This window comes from Pseudomonas sp. TNT2022 ID642 (assembly GCF_028656995.1).
Lineage (GTDB): Bacteria > Pseudomonadota > Gammaproteobacteria > Pseudomonadales > Pseudomonadaceae > Aquipseudomonas.
In genome coordinates, this window is record NZ_JAMDGW010000001.1 from 1 (window position 1) to 22443 (window position 22443).

A 22443-nucleotide genomic window follows, 5' to 3' on the forward strand; every position below is an offset into this window, starting at 1 on the left:
CCCAGCCCTCTCCCGGAGGGAGAGGGAGCCGATCGAGGTGTCTCAAGAGGTACGTCGACCTGAAAGACCGAGTTGATTATAAGATCAGCACGAAGCCTTTCTCGATTATGGATTCGGTGAAGCACGTTCAGGTCGGCGTATTGCGTGAATCTCCCCCAATCAGTCCCCTCTCCCTCCGGGAGAGGGTTAGGGTGAGGGGCTTTTAATAGACATCACGCCGGTAGCGGCCCTGCTCGATCAGGCGTTCGACTTCAGCGGCACCGAGAATGTCGTTTAGCACCTGATCAACCCCCGAAGCCATCCCCTGAAGGCTGCCGCAGATATAAATCACCGCCCCGTCCGCCAGCCATTTCTTCAGCTCATCAGCCGATTCACGCAAACGATCCTGCACATAAACCTTCTCCGCCTGATCCCGCGAAAACGCCAGATCCAGCCGTTCCAGATCACCATTGATCAACCACTCTTCCAGCTCCGCACGGCAGAGGAAATCGTGCTCACGATTGCGCTCGCCAAACAGCAGCCATTGCCGCTGTTGACCATCGACAATCCGCGCCTTGAGCAAACTGCGCAACCCCGCCAGACCCGTACCGTTACCCAGCAGAATCATCGGCACTGGTTCGTTCGGCAGATGGAAGCCACTGTTACGCCGCACCCGCAAACTGATGCTGCCGCCCACTGGCGCATGCTCGGTCAGCCAGCCGGAACCGATGCCGAGGGTGCCATCGGCATGCTGCTCTTGACGCACGATCAGCTCCAGCACGCCGTCGGCGGCAATCGAGGCGATCGAGTATTCGCGCATGGCCAGCGGCACCATCGCATCGACCAGCGATTGCGCATGCAAACCGACCAGATGGGCGCGGTGCTCGGGCAATTGCCGCGACGCCAGCGCGACTTCCAGCGGCTCGTCGAGACCGTTGATTTTCACTGTGGTCTCGCCACGAATGCCGAGGCCGTCGAGGAAGTGTTCGATGGCCCACGGGCAGTTGCGTGGCAGTACTTCGACCAGGTCGCCGGCCAGCCAACTGCTGGTGTTCGGTGCGCTCAAACCCAGCAGGTAAACCGGCGCACCGCTGCTGTCCGGGTTCATCAGCTCACGGCGCAGCAGCGTCCAGTTGTCGTAGCTCGGCGCTTGCCAGGTATCGATGGGGGCTTGCCCGGTGAGCAGGCCGAGTTGGGTTTGCCAGTGACGCAGGGCATAGGGATCACCGCTGTCGACTTCCACCGGCGCGAACAATGTCTTGCCGCCGTGCTCCGCCAACCATTGGTGCAGGCGCTTGGCGAAACCGCAGAAGTGCTGATACTGACGATCGCCGAGGCCAAGCACCGAGTAATTCAGACTGTCGAGCGTTGCAGCCTTGCTCAACACCTTGCGCTCAAATCCGCGTGCGCTGTCCGGTGCTTCGCCGTCGCCGAAGGTGCTGACGACGAACAGTGCATTGCTGGAATCATGCAAATCCTGTTCGCTGACATTCGCCAGTGGCTGCACCTTCACCGGCAATCCGGCGGCTTGCAATTGCCCGGCGGTCTGCCACGCCAGTTGCTCGGCAAAACCGCTCTGGCTGGCGAAGCCGATCAGCCAGGCCGAGGCATCGCCGGCCGGTTGAGCGAGGCCTTTGCGCGCATCCTTGATCTGCTTTTTCTTGCGTCGACGATCGAGGTACAGCAGCCAGCCGGTGATGAAGAACAAAGGCATGCACACCGCCGCAACGGTGATGATGATCCGCCCGACCAGACCGAAATAACTGCCGACGTGCAGCGCGTAAATACTGGTGAGCAATTGCGCCTTGAAGCTCTTGTCGGCGTAACGATCGACGCGTTTGACGATGCCGGTGGCCGGGTCGAGGGTGATCTGATTCAGCGCCCGGTCATGCGGCGAGCTGTCGAGCAGATAGAACACCGTCGCCGGTTGGCCAGCGACGGCCGGCATACGGATGTTGTACGCCGCGAGCCCCGGGCCGGCAGCGCTGTAGATGCTGCTCCACATCGCTGCGTAATCGGCAGTCGGCGCCGGACCTTCCGGCGCCGGGCCGCGACCACCGCGCACGCGCTCGTTTTGCGGCGCGTCGGAGAGCAATTTGGTCAGGCCTTTGTTGTACCACTCGTACGACCACGACAACCCGGTCAACGCCAGCAGCAGATACACCAGCAGGCACCAGGTGCCCGCTACCGAATGCAGATCCCAGTTGAAGGCGCGGCCTTTTTTCTTCCAGTCCAGCGTCAGCCAGACGCGCCAGCTGTTCCACTGACGCGGCCAGCGCAGGTACAGGCCGGAGAGGCAGAAGAACAACAGAATCAGCGTGCAGGCGCCGGTGATGTTGCGGCCGGTATCGCCCATCGCGAGGAAACGGTGCAACTGCAGCATCAGGCCGAAGAAATCCTGGCCGACGGCATCGCCCATGAACTCGGCGGTGTACGGGTCGAAATAACGCATCTCACCGCGACGCTCGCCTTTGGGCGGCGTGAAGTAGACGCGAGCCGCGTTACCGCTGTCGGTTTCGACCCAGAGCATCGAAACCTTTTTGCCCGACGTGGCTTCGATGCGCTCGACCAGTTCGACGGGTGGCAAGACACCGGCGACCTGTTTTTCTACTTGCAGGACGGACGGGTTCAGCGCCCGCAGGATTTCGTCCTGAAACGAATAGGCCGCGCCGGTGATGCCCATCAACGCCAGCACCAGGCCTGCGGTGATGCCAAAAAACCAGTGCAACTGGAACAGGGTTTTCTTCAACACGTCACTCGCCGTCCATTCGGAAATTGTCTTCACGGCGCGCATTATGCCGTGGGTTATCGAGAAGCGTTCTTTCTTACGCACAAAAGCCCCGTTCAATTGAATGAACGGGGCCAAGCCTTGCGGCGCATACCTTGTGGGAGCGAGCCTGCTCGCGAAGGCGTCGTGTCAGTCAGCCTCTACTTGACTGACCCAGCGCTTTCGCGAGCAGGCTCGCTCCCACAGGTTTCCACATCGGTCAGAAGTGGAAGTTAGTGCTCAACAGTGCCGTACGGCCCGCCGCCTGATTGGCGAAGTGGGTCGAGAAGGCTTTGTCGTAGTAGGTTTCGTTGGTCAGGTTTTGCACGTTGAGTTGCAGGTCGACGTTCTTGGTCAGCTTGTACGCGGCCATTGCGTCGTAGCGAACGTACGAATCGACCATGGTGGTGTTGGCCACACTGCCGTACACGTCGTCGACGTAGAACGCACCGCCACCGATGGTCAGCTTCGGCGTGACCTGGTAAGTGGTCCACAGGCTGGCGCTGTTTTTCGGCGTGTTCGGCAGTTCGTTGCCATCGTTGGCCTTGCCCATCGGGCCGCCGTCGACTTGTTCGCTGTCCATGAAGGCGTAACCGGCGAACACTTGCCACTTGTCGGTGATCTTGCCGCTGGCCGACAGTTCGACACCTTGCACACGGGTCTTGCCGGCGTTTTCGTACGACGTGGTGTCGACTTGCACACGGGCGTTTTCTTTCTCGGTGCGGAAGATATCAGCGGTCAGCGACAGGCGATCGTTGAGCAGATCCCACTTGGTGCCGATTTCATAGTTCTTGGTGGTTTCCGGCTCCATGTCGCTGCTCAGCAGGTTGCCGCTGCGATCCGGCGTGCCGCCCAACGGGTTGCCTTCCTGACCTTCGCCCAAGGTGTTGCCCGGCGGCGTGGCCGAGGTGGCGTAGGAGGCGTAGATGCTGCCGTTTTCCGCCGGCTTGTAGACGACGCCGAACTGACCGGTGACGAACTCGCTGGTGTCATCACCCTTGGACGTGGTGGTGCCGGCAGCGTTGTAGGTCTTGTAGTCAGTGTCGAAGTGGTCGTAACGCAGCCCCATGTTCACCAGCCACTGCTCGTTCAGCTCCAGCGTATCGAACACATACAGCGCGTAGGTGTTGGCCTTGGTATCGGTGCCGGCGTAGTTGCGCGAGATCGCGCCGTTCCACGGATCGTTCGGATTCGGGTTCGACAGCGAGGTGCAGTTGTAGTTACTCGACGCGCCGATCATCGACGGCGTGCAGTTGCTGCTCGCGGCCACATTAGTGGTGCGCGGCGTGGTGTCGGTGTTGACGTTGTACGAAGACTTCTGGCTTTCCTCACGGGTGTATTCGACACCGGTGGAGAAGCTGTTCTTGAAGCCGGCAACGTAGAAGTTGCCGAACAGGTCAGTCTGGTTGGTGGTGGTCTCGGTGTTGCTCACCCGAGTATTGGCACGACGCCAGAGGCTGCCATTGTTGACGTTGCCCTTGCTGTCGTCCGGCTGGGTCAGGATGTAATCCTGCATGCTGGTGCCGTGGCGCAGGGTGTTCTTGATCGTCAGCGAGTCGCTCAGATCGTGCTCGATGGCGAAGGTCGCGGTGTCGGTGCGGCCCTTGCGGAAATCGCGATCCAGACCGTAGAAATTGCTGTGATCGCCACCGGAGTACGGTTTGTCCGGGCTGGATTTGGTGCGTGGGCTGGACAGTGTGTACGGCACGCCCGAATCCGGGGTGTCGTTGCTTTCGAGATGGTAGTAGTCGAGGTTGACGCGGGTGTCGGTGCCCAGGCCAAACGCCAGAGACGGCGCGATGCCCCAGCGGTCGTAATCGACTTTGTCGCGACCGGCGACGTTGCTCTCATGGCTCATCAGGTTCAGACGGCCAGCAGCGGTGTCGCTGAACTGGTAGTTGCCGTCGAGGGTGTAACGCTGGGTCTGGTCGGAGCCCCAGGTGAAACCACCGTCGAACGAGTTGCCCAGGTGGGCTTTCTTGCTCACCAGGTTGATGCTGCCGCCTGCCGCGCCACGACCACCGATGGCGGAGTTCGGGCCCTTGCTGACTTCGATGTTTTCCACGGCGAAGATCTCGCGGCTCTGCGAACCGGTGTCGCGCACGCCGTCGAGGTAGGTGTCGCCCTGGGCGTCGAAACCGCGAATGAACGGACGGTCGCCCTGTGGGTTGCCGCCTTCACCGGCGCCGAAGGTGATGCCCGGCACGGTGCGCAGCGCGTCCTGCATGTTCAGGGCGCCGGTGTCTTTGAGGACTTGTTGCGGAATAACGGTGACCGAGCGCGGCGTGTCGACCAGCGGCGCGGTGTACTTGGGCGAGGAGGCTTTTTCGACCTGGTAGGACGTTGAGTCCTGGGCTTCGCCGGTGATGGCGGTGGCGTCCAGGGCGATGGCATTGCCGGTGGCTTTGCTGTCGGTTTTTTCCGCGGCGAAGACCATCTGGCCAGCGGAGCCGGCGGTGATTGCCACACCGATTGCAGAGGCGAGCAGACGTGGTGAACTTACCGGTAATTGTTCGTGTTGACGTGCCATTTTTATTCCCCTCCCCAAGGATTTGAGGCGGCGGAATATAGGTTAAACAAGTATTCGTATCAATTGCGAAACATTGTTATTCGCGCTGAATTTACATTCTTTACAATTTAACCTTACGGTTTTTGCCAGTTCATTCGTCTCTCGGGTTTTACACGGTCAATAAGAATCAATACCATTGCCGCCTCTTTGCCATCAGGTGACATCGCCATGCTGCTGCACATCCCCGGACTGTTCGCAAAAGACGAAGTGCAGCGCATTCGTGAGGCGCTGGAGCAGGCCGATTGGGCCGATGGCAAAATCACCGCCGGCTTTCAATCGGCCAAGGCCAAGCACAATCTGCAACTGCCAGAAGGTCATCCGCTGGCCAAGGAAATCGGCGCGGCGATGCTTGAACGGCTGTGGAAAAATCCGCTGTTCATGTCCGCCGCGCTGCCGCACAAAGTCTTCCCGCCGTTAGTGAACTGTTACACGGCCGGTGGCAGTTTCGATTTCCACATCGACAACGCCGTGCGCCAGCCCAAGGGCAGTATCGAGCGGGTGCGCACCGATCTGTCGGCGACGCTGTTCTTCAGCGAGCCTGAGGATTACGACGGCGGCGAACTGGAAATCCAGGACACCTACGGCACGCAACAGGTGAAGTTGCCGGCCGGCGACATGGTCTTGTACCCCGGCACCAGTTTGCACAAGGTCAACGCGGTCACTCGCGGCACACGCTATGCGTCGTTTTTCTGGACACAGAGTCTGGTGCGTGAGGACAGCCAGCGCGCGTTGCTGTTCGAGATGGACGGGGCGATTCAGCAACTGACTCAAGACATGCCAGATCATCCATCGCTGATCCGCCTCACCGGTACGTATCACAACCTGCTGCGGCGCTGGGTCGAGGTATGAGTTTCCTGCTGCGTCGCGAGGAAGTCCTCAACGGCGAACAACTCAGCGCCATGCTTGTAGAAAGCCCGGCACGCGCGGCGCAGGCGATTCTGCTGGCGGCGGGTGAGGGCGAAGTCGAAGCGCAGGCGTTGCTTGGGCAGATTCTTCTGGACGGCCAAGGCATCGCGCAGGATCAAGCGCTGGCGCTGCGCTGGTTCGGCATCGCCGCCGGGCGCGGGCATCTGATGGCGCGCAACATGCTTGGACGCTGTCATGAGCATGGCTGGGGGATTACCGCCGATGCTTCGATCGCTGCGCAGCACTACCGGATTGCAGCGAATGCCGGGCTGGATTGGGCGATGTACAACCTCGCCAATCTGCTCGCGACCGGGCGCGGTGTGGCGGTGGATCATCAACAGGCGTTGGCGCTGTATCGGCGTGCGGCTGAATTGGGCCATGCGAAGTCGATGAATCTGCTGGGGCGGTATCTGGAGGAAGGGCAGGTGTGCCCGGCGGATCCGGTTGCGGCGCGTGATTGGTATCGGCGTTCGGCCGAGGGTGGGGATTTTCGTGGGCAGTTCAGTTTCGCTGCAGTTTTAGCGGATGAGGGGCGGATTGATGAGGCGGTCGATTGGCTTGAGAAAGCTTTGGCCGGCGGCAATCTGAATTTCTTGCGGGTGGCGAGTCAGACGCTGGCGAGTGCTGTTGATCTGAGGATTCAGGCGTTGGCTGAGCGGTATGCGCTTCGGTGCCAAGAGCCCTCACCCTAACCCTCTCCCAGAGGGAGAGGGGACTGACCGAGTTGGATGTTCCGGATACACCGACCTGAGATATCAGGTCGAACTCAGCTTTTGAAAGGCCCCCGATCTGCTCCCTTTCCCCCTCGCCCCCTTGGGGGAGAGGGCTGGGTGAGGGGGATAGATCGAAAGCACACCACAAATCTCAAAGCCAGACACAAAAAAGCCCATGACACGTCATGGGCTTTTCACTTGCAGCTAGCAGCTTGAAACTCGCAGCTGCTCTTACACGTAAAACGACTTCAGCGGCGGGAAGCCATTGAACTCAACCGCGCTGTAACTGGTGGTGTAAGCACCGGTCGACAACCAGTACAGACGATCACCGATCGCCAGGTTCAGCGGCAGGCCGTACTTGTAGTTCTCGTACATGATGTCGGCGCTATCGCAAGTCGGTCCAGCGATGACGACTTCTTCCATCTCGCCTTTCTTCTCGGTCCAGATCGGGAACTTGATCGCTTCGTCCATGGTTTCGATCAGGCCGGAGAACTTGCCCACATCGGTATAAACCCAACGTTCAACAGCGGTGCGCGACTTGCGTGCAACCAGCACCACTTCGCTGACCAGAATACCGGCGTTGGCGATCAGCGAACGGCCCGGCTCAAGAATGATTTCCGGCAGATCATCACCGAAGTCTTCCTTGAGGAAGCGGATGATTTCCTCGGCGTAGGTTTCCAGGCTGTTGGTGCGGGTGATGTAGTTGGCCGGGAAGCCACCGCCCATGTTGATCAGCTTCAGATGAATGCCGTCTTCTTCTTTCAGACGCTCGAAGATCACTTTGACCTTGGCGATCGCTGCGTCCCAGACGCTGATGTCGCGCTGTTGCGAACCGACGTGGAAGGAGATGCCGTAAGGCACCAGGCCGAGGTCGCGAGCGAGGATCAGCAGATCCATGGCCATGTCGGTCTGGCAGCCGAATTTGCGCGACAAAGGCCAGTCAGCCGTGGTCGAGCCTTCGGTGAGGATGCGCACATAGACTTTCGAACCCGGGGCAGCCTTGGCGATGTTGCGCAGGTCGGCTTCGGAGTCGGTGGAGAACAGACGCACGCCCTTCTCGTAGAAGTAGCGGATGTCCTTGGATTTCTTGATGGTGTTGCCGTAGCTGATGCGGTCCGGGCTGACGCCACGATCCATCACCTTGTCCAGCTCATAGATAGAGGCGATGTCGAAGCTCGAACCTTTCTCTTTGAGCAGATCGATGATCTCGACGGCCGGGTTGGCCTTGACCGCGTAGTAGACCTTGGCGAATTCGAAACCGGCGCGCAGGTCATCGTAGGCCTGGGCGATCATCGCGGTGTCGATCACCACGAACGGGGTTTCCTGTTTGTCGGCGAACGCCTTCATTTTGTCGAATGTAGCGCGCGCGAAATAGTCTTCGACCTGGATCGACATACTGGGAGCTCCTATGGGCAAACTCGAAAAATCAATGGGTGCAAATGAACGCCCTCCGTATCCCCACTTTGGTTCGCCTACTTCCCAAGGCATGTCGCCGAAAGCAAAAAGGCCACGGGTGGTTTTACCCTTGGCCTTGCTGTCTCGTCGTCAGTACTTGAGCCGGATGGATCGTTTCCAGCATGGACGTTCGGCGCGAACTTTAGGGCGTGAGGGGCCTGAGATCAACTAAAAATGTCGCGTTTTTGCACGCTTCTGACGTACGTCGCATTCATCTCTCTTTGTAGCCGACCGAGATGACGGGCAGATGTTCCCCGAGAATTTTCGAGTGTTAAAAATACCTGCACGTTCGTGGATTATGTCGGCTAAGTCGCGGGTAAGTGTGATGGCGGCAATATCGGCGACGTTGGCTGCGAGGGGAGAGGGTGAAGGGGATTTTGGCTGTTTCGCGGGTTGTCTCATACATGCTGTCCGATCCGCAGGTGTTGAGATTCTTTTCCGCTAGGCGAATGAAGAAAAAATTACGCAGATCCTGTGGGGGCGAGCCTGCTCGCGAAGGCATTTTCACAGCCAACATCATTGTTGACTGATATTGCGCTTTCGCGAGCAGGCTCGCTCCCACAGGTTTCGTGTTTTATGCGACTACGGCCTCAGCTGGCGAGACGATGCTGGTCTTGCCGCCGCGAGATTTGCCGGAGCTCAGATACTCGGCAATCGACTCCTGCGTGACCTCACCGAGGAACACCCGCTCGGCATCCATCACCGGTAGCCACGAACGGTTGAACTCGTACATGCGCGACAGCAGGATGCGCAAATGCTCGTCGTACGCCGCCGTGGCGTTGAACTCACGGAGGAACTGCGCGCAGGTGCCGGTCTGACGGTGCAGATCACGACGACGCACATAGCCCAACGCCTTGTTCTCGGCACAGGTGACCACGACGTAGCGACGGTCATGCTCGTCCATCAATTCCAGCGCATCGGCCACCGGGGTTTCCGGGCTCACCGACGGCGCGTTGTCCGCCGCGTCTTCAGCCTTCACCAACAACAGGCGCTTGAGCGTGCTGTCCTGGCCGACGAAATTGCTGACAAAGTCGTCCGCCGGGTGCGCGAGCAGCGTGTCCGGATGATCGATCTGCAGCAGTTTGCCGGCGCGGAAGATCGCGATCTTGTCGCCGAGTTTGATCGCTTCGTCGATGTCGTGGCTGACCATGATCACGGTCTTGTTCAGCGCACGCTGCATCTCGAAGAATTCGTTCTGGATCATCTCGCGGTTGATCGGGTCGACCGCACCGAACGGCTCATCCATCAACAGCAGCGGCGCATCAGCGGCCAGTGCGCGGATCACGCCGATGCGCTGTTGCTGGCCACCGGACAATTCGCGCGGATAACGATGCAGATACTGCTTGGGCTCCAGCTTGATCATGCTCATCAATTCGCGGGCGCGGTCGTGGCATTTCTGTTTGTCCCAGCCGAGCAGTTTCGGCACGACGACGATGTTCTCTTCGATGGTCATGTTCGGGAACAGGCCGATCTGCTGGATCACGTAACCGATGTTACGGCGCAGGGTCACTTCGTCGAGATCGGTGGTGTCTTCGCCGTTGATGAGGATCTTGCCCGAAGTCGGTTTGATCAGGCGATTGATCATCTTCAGCGTGGTGCTTTTGCCGCAACCCGATGGCCCGAGGAACACGCAGATTTCGCCTTCATTGACGGTCAGGCTCACCGAGTCCACGGCTTTGACATCTTTGCCGTTGCTTTGGAAAGTTTTGCTGAGGTTTTGAAGTTCGATCATTTGAGTAATCCTTTTGGAGTCAACGAGCGTTGCAGCCATTGGAGAAACAGGTCAGCGAAAATGGCCAGAAGACTGACCAGCAGTGCGCCGACGATCAGCATCGACATGTCACTGCGGCTGATGGAAGCGAGGATCAACACACCGAGGCCACCGGCGCCGATGGTCGCGGCGATGGTCATCACGCCGATGTTCATCACCACGGCGGTGCGCACGCCGGCGAGGATCACCGGCACCGCAATCGGCAACTCGACCATGCGCAGGCGCTGGCCGAAGGTCATGCCGATGCCGCGCGCGGCTTCACGGATGCCCGGTTCGACGCCAGTGAGGGCGAGGTAGGTGTTACGCATGATCGGCAGCAATGAATAGAGAAATACTGCGGTGATCGCCGGCATCGGCCCGAGGCCCTGGCCGAACTTGGAGTAGAACGGCAGCAGCAGGCCGAACAGAGCAATCGACGGCACGGTCAGCAGCACCGTGGCGCTGGCTTGCAATGGACCGGCGAGAGTCGGAAATCGCGTCATCAGAATGCCCAATGGCACGCCAACGACAATCGCCAGGGTCACGGCGATGCCGACGAGGGTGATGTGCTGCCAGGTCAGGTGCATCACCTGCTGCCAGTCGAGGTGGGAAAAGGCGTTCAGAAATTCCATGACTTTTCCTCCTTAGTTAAGTGGGTGCTGGCGCAGGAAATCGGCGGCCACTTTCGAAGGGCTTTCGTGATCGACGTCGACCCGCGCGTTGAGCTGGCGCATGGTTTCGTCGTCGAACAGTTCGGCCAACGGTTTGAGTTGCTCGGCCAATTGCGGGTGCGCGTCGAGGTAGGCCTGACGCACCACCGGCGCAGCGGTGTAGTCGGGGAAGTAGTGCTTGTCGTCTTCCAGCAGTTTCAGGCCGAAGGCGTTGAGACGACCGTCGGTGGTGTAGACCAGACCGGCAAACACCTGGCCGTTGCGCAACGCGGTGTAAACCAGGCCCGCGTCCATCTGGCGGATGTTCTTGCGGGTCAGGTTCATGCCGTAAAGATCGACCATGCCGATCAGACCGTCGGAGCGGTTGGCAAACTCGGTGTCCAGCGCCACCAGGTGATTGGTCTTGGCCTCGGCGCGCAGCACTTCGTTCAACTGGCTGATGTTGTTGATCTGCGGATATTCCTCGGCGACTTTCTTCGGCAAGGCGAGAGCGTAGGTGTTGCTGAATTTCGATGGCGTCAGCCAGACCAGGCCTTTTTTCGCGTCGAGTTCTTTCACCCGGGCGTAGGACTGGGCGCTGTCGAGTTTTTCGGTGACATGGTTGTAGGCCACCAGCGACACGCCGGTGTATTCCCAGAGCATGTCCAGCTGCCCGCTTTCGTGGGCGCTGCGGGCGAGGTTGCTGCCCAGACCACCGGTGATCTGCGCGTCGTAGCCTTTGCTGCGCAGGTATTGCGCGGTGATTTCCGCGAGCAGAGTCTGCTCGGTAAATACACGTGCGCCGAGGCGGATAACCGGTTTTTCAGCGGCTTGGGCGATGCCTGCGAACAGCAGGATACAGCCCAGAATCAAGCTCAATCGTTTCATAGGTATTCCTTCACAAAGCCTTAAGACGGGCGCAAACCGCGTTCCAGCCAGAGACGGCTGGCGAGGGTGACGACGCCATCGAGCAGCAAGGCCAGCAGCGCGGTGCACGCGGCGCCGAGCAGCAGTTGCGGCTGATTGTTCAGGGCGATGCCAGGGAAGATCAGGCTGCCAAGGCTGTTGGCGCCGATCAGGAAGGCCAGCGGCGCGGTGCCGACGTTGATCGCTAACGCCACGCGCACACCACCGACAATGATCGGCACAGCGTTGGGCAATTCGACTTTCCACAGCACTTGGCGCGGGGTCATGCCGATGCCGACGGCCGCCTCTTTCAGCGAGCCCTGGACATTTTTCAGGCCTTCGTAGGTGTTGCGCACAATCGGCAACAAGGAAGCGAGGAACAACGCGAAGATCGCCGGGCCACTGCCGATGCCTAGGACGCCCAGGGCGATCGCAAGCACGGCCAGCGGGGGCACGGTGTTACCGATATTGAAGATCTGCATGAAGCGTTCAGCACGGCCGACCATTGTCGGGCGACTGAGGAAGATGCCGGCGGGGATGCCCACGACAAGGGCGGCCAGCATTGAAGCGAGGACGAGAATCAGATGAGCTTGCAGGTAAAACAACAAATCGTCGCGGTAGTGTTCGATCGTGTTGATGCCGATCCAGTGGACCAGCAGGGCCAGGAGCGCGATCACCACCGCACCTCCCATCAGCCCTTTGCCATAGCGGATAGCCACAGGCGGACTCCTTTTTTTGTAGTCGGCGAACGCCCTCCCGTGTGGCATGCCATACATGGCTGCCGGGAATAAACGTTCGCGAGAAGCAGCTCCCTCAGCACCGGCAAAAAGCGGTCTGAAAGCGAGCCATGAGCGCAGCCTCGTCAGGCTAACTTGCTGATTTTTCAGCCCCTGACGAAAATTCGTAACAGGGGATGGACGTCTCCGAGCGCTGAAAGGTTCCCACATAAGATGCCATCTGGCCACCTGTAGGAGCTGCCGAAGGCTGCGATCTTCTAGCGCAACAGAGCAAAAGATCGCAGCCTGCGGCAGCTCCTACAGGGTTTTGCGGGCCCGAGGGACGGTGGTTCGGCGGTTACTTTTTAAGCTATACTCGCCGCCCTTTTTTGAATCACCGCCAGGCGATTTCCCATGACCAACCAGGCCGCCGAAGTCGCGAAACGCCGCACTTTCGCCATTATTTCCCACCCCGATGCCGGTAAAACCACGATCACCGAAAAGCTCCTGTTGATGGGCAAGGCGATTGCAGTGGCCGGTACGGTGAAATCCCGTAAATCCGATCGCCATGCGACATCCGACTGGATGGAGATGGAGAAGCAACGGGGTATTTCCATTACCACGTCGGTCATGCAGTTCCCGTATCGCGAACACATGATCAACCTGCTCGACACCCCGGGCCACGAAGACTTCTCCGAAGATACCTACCGCACCCTGACGGCGGTGGACTCGGCATTGATGGTTCTCGACGGCGGTAAAGGTGTCGAGCCGCGTACGATTGCGCTGATGGACGTCTGCCGTCTGCGTGACACGCCGATCGTCAGCTTCATCAACAAACTCGACCGTGACATCCGCGACCCGATCGAACTGCTCGACGAGATCGAAGCCGTGCTGAAGATCAAGGCCGCGCCGATCACCTGGCCGATCGGTTGCTACCGCGACTTCAAGGGCGTGTACCACCTGGCTGACGACTACATCATTGTCTACACCGCCGGTCACGGTCACGAACGCACCGAAACCAAGATCATCGAGAAACTCGACTCCGACGAGGCGCGCGCGCACTTGGGCGACGAGTACGAGCGTTTCATCGAGCAACTGGAGCTGGTTCAGGGCGCCTGCCACGAATTCAACCAGCAGGAATTTCTCGACGGTCAGTTGACTCCGGTGTTCTTCGGTACTGCTTTGGGCAACTTCGGTGTTGACCACGTATTGGACGCCGTCGTTGATTGGGCGCCGCGTCCGCTGGCCCGTGTGGCCAACGAGCGTACCGTTGAGCCGGTCGAAGAGAAGTTCTCGGGCTTCATCTTCAAGATCCAGGCGAACATGGACCCGAAGCACCGCGACCGTATCGCCTTCATGCGTATTTGCTCCGGCAAGTACGAAAAAGGCATGAAGATGCGCCACGTGCGCACCGGCAAGGACGTGCGCATCGGCGACGCCCTGACGTTCTTCTCCTCCGAGCGTGAGCAGCTGGAAGAAGCGTTCGCCGGCGACATCATTGGTCTGCACAACCACGGCACGATCCAGATTGGCGACACCTTCAGTGAAGGTGAAACCCTTGGTTTCACCGGTATTCCGCACTTTGCGCCGGAGCTGTTCCGTCGTGTGCGCCTGCGTGATCCGCTGAAGTCCAAGCAGTTGCGTCAGGGTCTGCAGCAGTTGGCCGAAGAGGGCGCAACGCAGGTGTTTTTCCCGGAGCGCAGCAACGACATCATTCTTGGCGCCGTGGGTGTGCTGCAGTTTGATGTGGTCGCTAGCCGTTTGAAGGAGGAATACAAGGTTGAGTGCTCGTATGAGCCGATCACTGTGTATTCCGCTCGCTGGATTGAGTGCAGCGACAAGAAGAAGCTTGAGGAGTTTTCCAACAAGGCTGTGGAGAACCTGGCGGTCGATGGCGGTGGTCACCTGACTTACCTGGCGCCGACGCGGGTTAACCTGGCGTTGATGGAAGAGCGTTGGCCGGATGTGAAGTTCCGCGCGACGCGTGAGCATCATTAAGCTGAGCCATGGTATGGATGATTCCGTTGCGTAAGCAGCGGGATTCTTCCAAATGGTCTCGAAAGGCCCTGCAAGCGTTGCTTGCAGGGCCTTGATCGTTTTCCGATTTGAGTTTTACAGATCCTCGGCAAGATAGAGTCTGTGAGTGCTCTCGATTTGTTCAATCAGGGCTTCATTTTCAATGCCGGCAGTGCTTGCGAACTCTCGCCAGCGGCTAACTGCGGCGGCTACTTCGCTGATGATTTTCTTTCCCTGCAACCTGGGTATCTGTCTAGCCAGCGCTAGAAGGTCATCAACAATGAAATCATCCCTTTTCCCGTTGATTGTCATCTGGTGGCTGGATACCCACGGAGAGTCGACGCGATAAGCCCAGCACATGTCATACGCCGGAGTAAGCCGCCAAACCCCGTCACGCCATACCTGAAAAGCAATATTGCGAGTGTGATCATCTTGATTGCGCGCAATAACGTTGAACACCGCGCGCCGAAAGAGCTCAACGTGGTCCTCCCTGGGCAAACCGAGGTCCCTTGCTACCAACAGCGCTTGTTCATAGGAGTACGCACCAGGTTTGGTGTAGTCAGCAATGTCCATGGCGCACAATGTTTGCACATGAATCTTGTCACCATCATCCATTCGGTCGAACCGGCGTGTCATGAAATGTGCGCGAGGGCCATCAATGTGCAAGCGGCACTCAGTCATGGTGATGCCCGAGGCCAAGGTCATCAGATGATAGGCGAACTCCACTCGGCCGAAGCCTGCGGGGTCACCTAGCGATTCAGCTCCTTTAAGCACGTCAAACTTGAACAGCCAATAGCTGTAGCCCTCCGGCGCTGTGATTTGTCCTGAGCAGAGCTCACCGGTCTTCTCGTTGATTGCAATGATTGCCTTGGGTCGCTGCCCGCCAGCGGATGAGCCGACCTGAAACATATGCTTGAGAGCTTCCTCATCCTTTCTATTGTCATGACCCAATTGCAGCCCGGAGAACTGTTGCTGGCGCTGGTTTAGAATTTGTCCGGCAAGTTCTACCAAAGACTCCAGTTCCAGTTTTTCGATCTTGGTTTTGACCTTGTCCACGGCTGGACGGAACTCCAGCGCGCCCATGCCTCGGGCGCCGATATAGAGCAATCTCTCGACAGGAGAGAAGCTTCTGGGGTCACGCCCTTCTTTAGCTAGCCAGGCATCGATCACCGCGTTACCGAAGTCATCCGGCAGCGAGTCCGAAAGACATGGTGGGAGAGACTTGAAGGCTTGATCGTTCAGCGAAGGGAAGGCGTAGATTTCACCAGTGACGGCTCGCATGGTCAGAGGCGCAATTTCAAGCCCGATTTCAGTGAACGCTGGATCAAACTCAAATGTTCCAGTCGCCGGGGCCTGACTTTCATCCCAAAGCACGGCCCCGACCCTGACATCCCACATCCAGACCTCTGCAGTTATTGGCAATTCATTTCTTCCTTGGAATCAGTAGTGGTTTGGCTGCGCCTTGGTCATTGCCTTTGCTTTTCTGGCCCGTTTCCAATGGAGTGCTTTGATAAGCGCGAATTCGACCATCACTCGTTCGAACGACTCCCAGCGCACGAACGCGCCCCGTTTTGCCTGTCTGAGCCGCAGCAATCGGGCTCGCACGGGGCGGCTCGATCAATCCAGAAATCAGGTCGAGAGAATCAAGTTCCCGGAGCACGGCGATCAGGAGCTGCAGGGTGCCTCGTCCTTTTTCCAGCTTTTGAATCGTTGGGGTGCTGACGTCGACCTGTGCTGCCAGCTGATCTTGTGTGATGTCTTTGCGTACGCGGCGTTCGCGTAACGCTTCACCCAGCTGAGCTGAGATAGCATCGTCGCTTTTACGTTGTATACGCATAATGCAAACATTCCTTTTCTTTATTGCTAAATTTAGCGCCAAAGGAAAAATATTCTTTGTATTGTTGCTTTGTAGTTTTGATGATTTTGAGAGGAAAGCAAATTTTTTTGTATTGCAGGATTAATTCGGCGCTAACGCAAATATTTCTTTAGGTTATGGCGGGATGGTTTCCGCACTCTATTTGCAGCCCTGAAAATGGGTTTTCAAAAATATGGACTAAAAACGCTGCAATTCTTGACGGCACTCGCGCTGTGAAATTCAGTCCGCCAGGCTTCGAGCAATCTTGCCGATTCAATTCAGATGCTACGCGCAGTAGACAAAAAACACGCGAGCTTTCATGTAAGCACTTTCCTGTCCTTCGGTAGGCAAACTCGGAGCGTGTATTTCACTCGTGACGAATGACCTCCTGACGGCTAGGGTTCGAAGCTCACGCAGCCTTCAAGGATCAATTGAATGACGAGTCGCCTGACTCACCTGCTACGACTGGACGGCTATTTCGGCGTGATGGCCTGGGTGCTCGCGGCGCTGTTGTTCATCAATCGCCTGAGCAGCATGGTCAAGCTGTTCATGGCGTTGTACTTGCGTCAGGAGCTGGGGCTGGCGATCGAGACGGTTGGCTGGTTGCTGTCGGCGTACGGTGCGGGTTTGCTGGTCGGTTCGATGCTCGGTGGCTGGCTCAGTGATCATGTGCGCACGGCGCGGCTGACGGCGGCGTTGTTCTTCGTTTCGGTGTGGGTGCTGATCCTGCTGGGGCTGGTCACGCAAGTGCCGTTGCTCGCTGCATTACTGTTGCTTAGCGGGACGATCGATGGGGCCATCCGCACCCTGCATCAGCGGCTGATCATGGAATATTGTGAAGTCGCTCATCGCTCGCGCGCGCAGGCCTTGAGTCGGGTGGCGCGTAATCTCGGCATGGCCGCTGCCGGGGTGGCGGGCGGGGTGTTGGCGCAGAGCGATTTTCGCTGGGTATTTTTCGGCAGTGCGGCGATGACGTTGCTGGCGTTGCTGTGGTTTGTTCGCACCACGTGGCAGCGGCCGGTGTTGATCAATGATGAGCCATCAACGAGCGGCACAGGTGGATCGGGCGTGCCGTATCGCGACAAACCGTTCCTCTGGTTGCTGGCGGCGACGGCTGTGCTTGGCATCGCGTTCGACACGGTCTACAGCACGCTGGGCAACTATCTGCGTGATTACTATCAGTTGAGCACCGAGGCGATCGGCTGGCAGTTCGGGCTCAATGCGTTGCTGGTGATCGCCCTGCAGATTCCTCTGTCGCACTGGGGCGAGCGTTGGGGCACGCGTCGGCAGATGCTCGCGGGTAGTTTGCTGCTGGCGTGCGGGCTGGGCATGTTGCCGTTCGGTTCCGGGCTGGCGTTCGTCTGTCTGTCGACGCTGATCTGGACGTTGGGCGAGGCGTTGTTCATGCCGCCGCTGAATGTGCTGGCGATGCAGTTTGCGCAGAGTGGCAAAAGCGGTCAGTACTTTGGCCTGTTCTTTATGAGCTGGAGTGCGAGCGCATTGTTGTCACCGGTGCTCAGCGGTCAGTTGTACGGCAATTTCGGTGGCCACAGTGTCTGGCTGGCCAGCACCGTCCTGGTGCTGATGTCGATTCCTTTGACATGGCAAGCCACCCGCCCGCTTAGCTGATCCGGCGATAGAGATTATTCGAAACCCGTCTGTCGGCGAAGGGCATTTCTGCCTGCCCGTTGGCGTCCTATCTGGTGAACCCGATGGATCGGAACTAGATTTCACACAGCGCCAGTCAGGCACGAATGTCTCACCTGAAAATGGATGGAGTCAGCTATGAAAAGCAGGTTGCTACGGGTTTTATTGCTGTTGAAAGTGATGGTCATGCTGTCCCTCGGCACCGCAACGGCCTGGGCCGAGTGCGAGGATCACGATTCTCAGGCGTTCAACGGACAGGTCGGGCACAGCGGCTTGATGCTTGCCAAGTCGGAATCCGAGCCGGGCGATCAGGGGCAGGGTGGCAGTGCCGATGATGACGACTCGACGACCGATGAGCCGGATACTGACGATGAAGACGGCGACACCCAGACGTAAATCGCAGGCAAAAGAAAACCCCTTCTGCCTCGACTGATGCGCAGTCGAGGTGGAAGGGGTTTGCTCAACACTTTATCCCTGAATAAACCCGATCCCTGTAGGAGCTGCGGCACGCTGCGATCTTTTGATTCTGATTCTGACAATCAAAAGATCGCAGCCTCGTTTCACTCGACAGCTCCTACAGGTTTCGTGTCGCTCTCCAGATTTGCCTACGCCGCGCCGTCGAGGAACTGCTCGGCGTAGTGGCAAGCCACCTGCCGACTGTCGAGCTGGCGCAACGCCGGCTCTTCCGTGCTGCAACGCTCGGTCGCATACGGGCAGCGCTTGTGGAAAGCACAGCCCGGTGGCGGGTTCAGCGGGTTAGGCAGTTCGCCGACGATCTTGATTTTCGGCTTGTTCGGGTCCGGGTGAATGGTTGGGGTCGCCGACAGCAGCGCCTGGGTGTAAGGGTGCAACGGACGCTCGTAAATGTCGTTCTTCGGCCCCAGCTCCACCGGGCGACCGAGGTACATCACCATCACGTCATCGGCCACGTGTTGCACCACCGCGAGGTTGTGCGAGATGAACACGTAAGCGGTGTTGAACTCCTGCTGCAGATCCATGAACAGGTTCAGCACCTGCGCCTGAATCGACACGTCCAATGCCGAAGTCGGTTCGTCCGCCACCAGCACTTTCGGTTGCAACATCATCGCCCGGGCCAAGGCGATACGCTGACGCTGACCGCCGGAGAACATGTGCGGATAGCGCTGATAGTGCTCAGGGCGCAAGCCGACCTGCTTCATCATCGCCTGGACTTTCTCGCGACGTTCGGCAGCGCTCAGGTTGGTGTTGATCAGCAGCGGTTCGCCGAGCTGGTCACCGACTTTCTGCCGTGGGTTCAACGAGGCGTACGGGCTTTGGAAGACCATCTGCACGTCTTTGCGCAGTTGCTTGCGCTGGGCCTTGTCGGCGCCGGCGACTTCCTGGCCGGCGATTTTCAAGGAGCCGGACGACGGGTCTTCAATCAGTGTCAAAGCACGGGCGAGGGTGGATTTGCCGCAGCCCGACTCGCCGACTACGGCGAGAGTCTTGCCGGCTTCCAGTTCGAACGACACGCCGTTGAGTGCGCGTACGGTCGCGTGGCCCTTGAACAGGCCACGGGAGACTTCGTAGTGACGGGTCAGGTCGCGGGCGGTAAGTACGACGGCCATTACGCCACCTCCTGGTTCAGCGGGAAGAAGCAGCGGGCGAGGCTGTGGCTTTTCGGATCAAGGCCTGGACGCTGCGCGCGGCAGCTGTCCTGCACGTACGGGCAGCGCGGCGACAGCAGGCAACCCTGCGGCCGGTCGTAGCGGCCCGGAACGATGCCCGGCAGGGTCGACAGACGTGCGGCGCCGAGGCTGTGCTCGGGAATCGCCTTGAGCAGCGCTTCGCTGTACGGGTGCGCCGGGATGTCGAACAGTTGCGGCACCTGACCGACTTCAACGGCTTGCCCTGCGTACATCACGCAGACGCGCTGGGCGGTTTCAGCCACGACGGCGAGGTCGTGAGTGATCAGCACCAGGCCCATGTTCTGTTCTTTCTGCAATGCCAGCAGCAGATCCATGATCTGTGCCTGAATCGTCACGTCCAGCGCAGTAGTCGGTTCGTCGGCGATCAGCAGTTTCGGCTCGCCGGCAATCGCCATGGCGATCGCAACACGCTGGCTCATACCGCCGGACAGTTGGTGCGGGTAGGCGTCCATGCGGCTCGCGGCGCCCGGGATTTCAACTTTTTCCAGCAGTTCGATCGCACGTTTGCGCGCTTGCTTGCCGGACATTTTCAGGTGCAGACGCAGCACTTCTTCGATCTGGAAACCGACGGTGTAGCTCGGATTCAGCGCAGTCATCGGATCCTGAAAGACCATCGACAGGTCTTTGCCGACGATCTGCCGACGCTGACGGTTGCTCAGCTTGAGCATGTCTTTGCCGTCAAAGCTGAGCGCGTCGGCGGTGACGATGCCGGGGTGCTCGATCAGGCCCATCAGCGCCATCATGGTCACGGATTTACCCGAACCCGACTCGCCAACGATGGCCAGTACTTCGCCTTTGTCGACTTTCAGGTCGAGGCCGTCGACCACCGGGGTCGCGGTCTTGTCGCCGAAGCGAACGTTGAGATTCTTGATTTCTAGCAGTGACATGGGAATCTCCTCAGGCGGCGTTCTTGAGTTTCGGGTCGAGCGCATCGCGCAGGCCGTCGCCCATCAAGTTGATTGCCAGCACGCTGAGCAAAATGGTCAAACCAGGCAGGCTCACCACCCACCAGGCGCGTTCGATGTAGTCGCGGGCCGAGGCCAGCATGGTGCCCCACTCAGGGGTTGGCGGTTGTACGCCAAGGCCGAGGAAGCCCAGTGCAGCGGCATCGAGAATCGCCGAAGAGAAGCTCAGAGTTGCCTGAACGATCAGCGGCGCCATGCAGTTCGGCAGCACGGTGATGAACATCAGACGTGGCAGACCGGCACCGGCCAGGCGGGCGGCGGTCACGTAGTCGCGGTTCAGTTCACCCATCACGGCAGCACGGGTCAGACGCACGTAGGACGGCAAGGACACCACAGCAATCGCAATCACGGTGTTGATCAGGCCAGGGCCGAGGATGGCGACAATCGCCACCGCCAGCAGCAGCGACGGCAGGGCCAGCATGATGTCCATCAGACGCATGATGGTCGGGCCGATCATCTTCGGGAAGAAACCGGCGAACAGACCGAGCAGGATCCCCGGAATCAGCGACATGACTACCGACGACAAACCGATCAGCAGCGACAGGCGCGAGCCCTGGATCAGACGCGACAGCAGGTCACGCCCCAGTTCATCGGTGCCGAGCAGGAATTGCATCTGCCCGCCTTCCAGCCACGCCGGCGGCGTCAGCAGGAAGTCGCGGTATTGCTCGCTCGGGTTGTGCGGCGCCACCCACGGCGCGAACAGCGCGCAGAAGATGATCAGCAGCATGAACATGAGGCCGGCAACTGCGCCCTTGTTCTTCGAGAAGGCTTGCCAGAATTCTTTGTACGGCGACGGGTACAGCAGACTTTGATCCGCGTTGGCGGCGGTGGCTACTGAGGATGTTGGAGTGCTCATGGTATGGACCTCAGCGCTGATGACGGATGCGTGGGTTGGCAAAGCCGTAGAGGATGTCCACTACGAAGTTGACCAGAATCACCAGGCAGGCGATTAACAGGATGCCGTTTTGCACAACCGGGTAGTCCCGGGCGCCGATGGCTTCGATCAGCCATTTACCGATGCCGGGCCAGGAGAAGATGGTTTCAGTCAGGACCGCACCGGCCAGCAGGGTGCCGACTTGCAGACCGACCACGGTGAGTACCGGAATCAGTGCGTTACGCAGGCCGTGGACGAACACCACGCGCGACGGCGACAGGCCCTTGGCCTTGGCGGTGCGGATGTAGTCTTCGCGCAGCACTTCGAGCATCGACGAGCGGGTCATCCGCGCGATCACTGCCAGCGGAATGGTGCCGAGCACGATGGCCGGCAGGATCAGGTGATGCAGGGCATCGAAGAACGCACCGACGTCATCGGCCAGCAGCGTGTCGATCAGCATGAAGCCGGTGCGCGGCTCGATGTCGTAGAGCAAATCGATCCGCCCGGAAACCGGGGTCCAGCCCAGGCTCACCGAGAAGAACATGATCAGGATCAGGCCCCACCAGAAGATCGGCATCGAATAGCCCGCGAGGGAGATGCCCATCACCCCGTGGTCGAACAATGATCCTCGCTTGAGTGCCGCAATCACCCCGGCCAGAAGCCCCAGAATGCCGGCGAACAGCAGGGCGGCCATGGACAGTTCCAGGGTCGCCGGGAAGAGAGAGGTGAACTCGGTCCACACGCTTTCACGCGTACGCAGGGATTCGCCGAGATCGCCTTGAGCCAGTTTGCCGATGTAGTCCAGATACTGGGCATACAGTGGCTTGTTCAGACCTAGGCGTTCCATTGCCTGAGCGTGCATTTCGGGGTCGACCCGACGTTCGCCCATCATCACTTCCACGGGGTCGCCCGGAATCATGCGAATCAACGCGAAAGTCAGCAAGGTGATGCCGAAAAACGTGGGGATCAACAACCCCAGTCGGCGGGCAATAAAACTAAACATCGTGT

The 22443-nt window shown here is 59.1% G+C and carries 18 protein-coding genes; 5 read left to right on the forward strand and 13 right to left on the reverse strand.

The annotated features are described in order from the left end of the window. Positions 1-202: 202 nt before the first annotated feature. Entirely contained in the window at positions 203-2731 is a 2529-nt protein-coding gene (locus M5G26_RS00005; RefSeq protein WP_273914445.1) for a sulfite reductase flavoprotein subunit alpha, read from the reverse strand. A 235-nt stretch (positions 2732-2966) separates the two neighbouring features. Continuing rightward, positions 2967-5276: a TonB-dependent receptor gene (locus M5G26_RS00010; RefSeq protein WP_273914147.1), complete on the reverse strand. Its 2310-nt coding sequence runs from the start codon at positions 5274-5276 to the stop codon at positions 2967-2969. A gap of 207 nt (positions 5277-5483) precedes the next feature. On the opposite strand from M5G26_RS00010, the gene M5G26_RS00015 reads away from it, so the two are divergent. Together M5G26_RS00015 and M5G26_RS00020 are read left to right on the forward strand one after the other, a co-directional pair. Continuing rightward, complete coding sequence (locus M5G26_RS00015; RefSeq protein WP_273914148.1) at positions 5484-6164, forward strand: Fe2+-dependent dioxygenase; 681 nt, start codon at positions 5484-5486, stop codon at positions 6162-6164. After that, positions 6161-6913: a tetratricopeptide repeat protein gene (locus tag M5G26_RS00020; RefSeq protein ID WP_273914149.1), complete on the forward strand. Its 753-nt coding sequence runs from the start codon at positions 6161-6163 to the stop codon at positions 6911-6913. The genes M5G26_RS00015 and M5G26_RS00020 overlap by 4 nt, the downstream gene beginning before the upstream one ends. Positions 6914-7165: 252 nt before the next feature. Here M5G26_RS00020 and M5G26_RS00025 read toward each other — a convergent pair whose 3' ends face one another. The 5 genes from M5G26_RS00025 to M5G26_RS00045 form a co-directional block, all read right to left on the reverse strand. Further along, the gene (locus tag M5G26_RS00025) at positions 7166-8329 is read right to left on the reverse strand and encodes a type III PLP-dependent enzyme (protein WP_007915304.1); all 1164 of its coding nucleotides are present in this window, start codon (positions 8327-8329) and stop codon (positions 7166-7168) included. A gap of 634 nt (positions 8330-8963) precedes the next feature. After that, complete coding sequence (locus tag M5G26_RS00030; RefSeq protein WP_150691842.1) at positions 8964-10121, reverse strand: osmoprotectant ABC transporter ATP-binding protein OsmV; 1158 nt, start codon at positions 10119-10121, stop codon at positions 8964-8966. Further along, positions 10118-10771, reverse strand: coding sequence for an ABC transporter permease (locus M5G26_RS00035; protein WP_007915307.1), 654 nt, complete (start codon positions 10769-10771; stop codon positions 10118-10120). Before M5G26_RS00035 ends, M5G26_RS00030 begins: the two co-directional genes overlap by 4 nt. A 12-nt stretch (positions 10772-10783) precedes the next feature. Continuing rightward, the gene (locus tag M5G26_RS00040; RefSeq protein WP_273914150.1) at positions 10784-11677 is read right to left on the reverse strand and encodes a glycine betaine ABC transporter substrate-binding protein; all 894 of its coding nucleotides are present in this window, start codon (positions 11675-11677) and stop codon (positions 10784-10786) included. A gap of 20 nt (positions 11678-11697) precedes the next feature. Next, positions 11698-12387, reverse strand: coding sequence for an ABC transporter permease (locus M5G26_RS00045; protein ID WP_169844036.1), 690 nt, complete (start codon positions 12385-12387; stop codon positions 11698-11700). A gap of 438 nt (positions 12388-12825) precedes the next feature. On the opposite strand from M5G26_RS00045, the gene M5G26_RS00050 reads away from it, so the two are divergent. Beyond that, positions 12826-14409 carry a peptide chain release factor 3 gene (locus M5G26_RS00050; RefSeq protein ID WP_007915312.1) on the forward strand — a complete coding sequence of 528 codons (1584 nt, stop codon included), beginning with the start codon at positions 12826-12828 and terminating at the stop codon, positions 14407-14409. A gap of 114 nt (positions 14410-14523) precedes the next feature. Here the strand turns inward: M5G26_RS00050 and M5G26_RS00055 are convergent, their stop codons facing one another. After that, a complete protein-coding gene (locus tag M5G26_RS00055; RefSeq protein ID WP_273914151.1) occupies positions 14524-15849 on the reverse strand; it encodes a type II toxin-antitoxin system HipA family toxin in 1326 nt (441 codons plus the stop codon). A 1-nt stretch (position 15850) separates the two neighbouring features. Continuing rightward, positions 15851-16264 (reverse strand): helix-turn-helix transcriptional regulator, encoded by a 414-nt coding sequence (locus tag M5G26_RS00060; protein ID WP_273914152.1) that lies wholly within the window; start codon positions 16262-16264, stop codon positions 15851-15853. A gap of 453 nt (positions 16265-16717) precedes the next feature. On the opposite strand from M5G26_RS00060, the gene M5G26_RS00065 reads away from it, so the two are divergent. Together M5G26_RS00065 and M5G26_RS00070 are read left to right on the forward strand one after the other, a co-directional pair. Beyond that, positions 16718-17911: an MFS transporter gene (locus M5G26_RS00065; RefSeq protein ID WP_273914153.1), complete on the forward strand. Its 1194-nt coding sequence runs from the start codon at positions 16718-16720 to the stop codon at positions 17909-17911. A gap of 156 nt (positions 17912-18067) precedes the next feature. Beyond that, on the forward strand, positions 18068-18325 hold the full coding sequence (locus M5G26_RS00070; RefSeq protein ID WP_273914154.1) for a hypothetical protein: 258 nt from the start codon (positions 18068-18070) through the stop codon (positions 18323-18325). A gap of 209 nt (positions 18326-18534) precedes the next feature. Here M5G26_RS00070 and M5G26_RS00075 read toward each other — a convergent pair whose 3' ends face one another. Genes M5G26_RS00075 through M5G26_RS00090 form a run of 4 tightly spaced genes read right to left on the reverse strand, consistent with a single transcriptional unit; the run spans position 18535 to position 22438 of the window. Further along, on the reverse strand, positions 18535-19515 hold the full coding sequence (locus tag M5G26_RS00075) for a peptide ABC transporter ATP-binding protein (protein WP_007917625.1): 981 nt from the start codon (positions 19513-19515) through the stop codon (positions 18535-18537). Then, entirely contained in the window at positions 19515-20483 is a 969-nt protein-coding gene (locus tag M5G26_RS00080; protein ID WP_134174554.1) for an ABC transporter ATP-binding protein, read from the reverse strand. Before M5G26_RS00080 ends, M5G26_RS00075 begins: the two co-directional genes overlap by 1 nt. Before the next feature lie 10 nt (positions 20484-20493). Further along, positions 20494-21417, reverse strand: coding sequence for an ABC transporter permease subunit (locus tag M5G26_RS00085; protein ID WP_134174556.1), 924 nt, complete (start codon positions 21415-21417; stop codon positions 20494-20496). Between the two features lie 10 nt (positions 21418-21427). Then, positions 21428-22438, reverse strand: a complete 1011-nt coding sequence (locus M5G26_RS00090) for an ABC transporter permease subunit (protein ID WP_007917620.1) — start codon at positions 22436-22438, stop codon at positions 21428-21430. Positions 22439-22443 lie beyond the last annotated feature (5 nt).

Bases quoted from the DNA above. Each gene is read 5' to 3' on its own strand.
- M5G26_RS00010 (WP_273914147.1), bottom strand. From the start codon at position 5,276: ATGGCACGTCAACACGAACAATTACCGGTAAGTTCACCACGTCTGCTC.
- M5G26_RS00015 (WP_273914148.1), top strand. From the start codon at position 5,484: ATGCTGCTGCACATCCCCGGACTGTTCGCAAAAGACGAAGTGCAGCGC.
- M5G26_RS00020 (WP_273914149.1), top strand. From the start codon at position 6,161: ATGAGTTTCCTGCTGCGTCGCGAGGAAGTCCTCAACGGCGAACAACTC.
- M5G26_RS00025 (WP_007915304.1), bottom strand. From the start codon at position 8,329: ATGTCGATCCAGGTCGAAGACTATTTCGCGCGCGCTACATTCGACAAA.
- M5G26_RS00030 (WP_150691842.1), bottom strand. From the start codon at position 10,121: ATGATCGAACTTCAAAACCTCAGCAAAACTTTCCAAAGCAACGGCAAA.
- M5G26_RS00035 (WP_007915307.1), bottom strand. From the start codon at position 10,771: ATGGAATTTCTGAACGCCTTTTCCCACCTCGACTGGCAGCAGGTGATG.
- M5G26_RS00040 (WP_273914150.1), bottom strand. From the start codon at position 11,677: ATGAAACGATTGAGCTTGATTCTGGGCTGTATCCTGCTGTTCGCAGGC.
- M5G26_RS00045 (WP_169844036.1), bottom strand. From the start codon at position 12,387: ATGGGAGGTGCGGTGGTGATCGCGCTCCTGGCCCTGCTGGTCCACTGG.
- M5G26_RS00050 (WP_007915312.1), top strand. From the start codon at position 12,826: ATGACCAACCAGGCCGCCGAAGTCGCGAAACGCCGCACTTTCGCCATT.
- M5G26_RS00060 (WP_273914152.1), bottom strand. From the start codon at position 16,264: ATGCGTATACAACGTAAAAGCGACGATGCTATCTCAGCTCAGCTGGGT.
- M5G26_RS00065 (WP_273914153.1), top strand. From the start codon at position 16,718: ATGACGAGTCGCCTGACTCACCTGCTACGACTGGACGGCTATTTCGGC.
- M5G26_RS00070 (WP_273914154.1), top strand. From the start codon at position 18,068: ATGAAAAGCAGGTTGCTACGGGTTTTATTGCTGTTGAAAGTGATGGTC.
- M5G26_RS00075 (WP_007917625.1), bottom strand. From the start codon at position 19,515: ATGGCCGTCGTACTTACCGCCCGCGACCTGACCCGTCACTACGAAGTC.
- M5G26_RS00080 (WP_134174554.1), bottom strand. From the start codon at position 20,483: ATGTCACTGCTAGAAATCAAGAATCTCAACGTTCGCTTCGGCGACAAG.
- M5G26_RS00085 (WP_134174556.1), bottom strand. From the start codon at position 21,417: ATGAGCACTCCAACATCCTCAGTAGCCACCGCCGCCAACGCGGATCAA.
- M5G26_RS00090 (WP_007917620.1), bottom strand. From the start codon at position 22,438: ATGTTTAGTTTTATTGCCCGCCGACTGGGGTTGTTGATCCCCACGTTT.